The organism is Spirulina sp. CCY15215, from assembly GCF_016888125.1.
GTDB lineage: Bacteria > Cyanobacteriota > Cyanobacteriia > Cyanobacteriales > Spirulinaceae > CCY15215.
Map to the genome: position 1 here is coordinate 1 of NZ_JACSWA010000573.1, position 337 is coordinate 337.

Sequence of the window (337 nt, forward strand, 5' to 3'; positions counted from 1 at the left end):
CCTAAATTGCCTAAAGAAGCAGCTTCTCCCCCTCTGTCTCCAATTTGGCGTTTAATTTCCAGTGATTGCTGATAGAGTGCGATCGCCTGTTGGTACTCTCCCAAGGAGTCGTAAGCATTTCCTAAACCGATTAAAGAATTAGCTTCTCCCCTTCTGTCCCCAATTTGGCGTTTAATTTCCAGTGATTGCTGATGGAGTGCGATCGCCTGTTGGTAGTCTCCTAGAGAGTAGTAAGCATTTCCTAAATTGCCTAAAGAAGCAGCTTCTCCCCCTCTGTCTCCAATTTGGCGTTTAATTTCCAGTGATTGCTGATAGAGTGCGATCGCCTGTTGGTACT

1 protein-coding gene is annotated in these 337 nt (G+C 45.7%); it reads right to left on the reverse strand.

The window, feature by feature from the left end:
• Positions 1 to 337 (reverse strand): tetratricopeptide repeat protein (locus JUI58_RS20025; protein WP_204105583.1); only part of this gene is annotated, 337 nt, incomplete at both ends.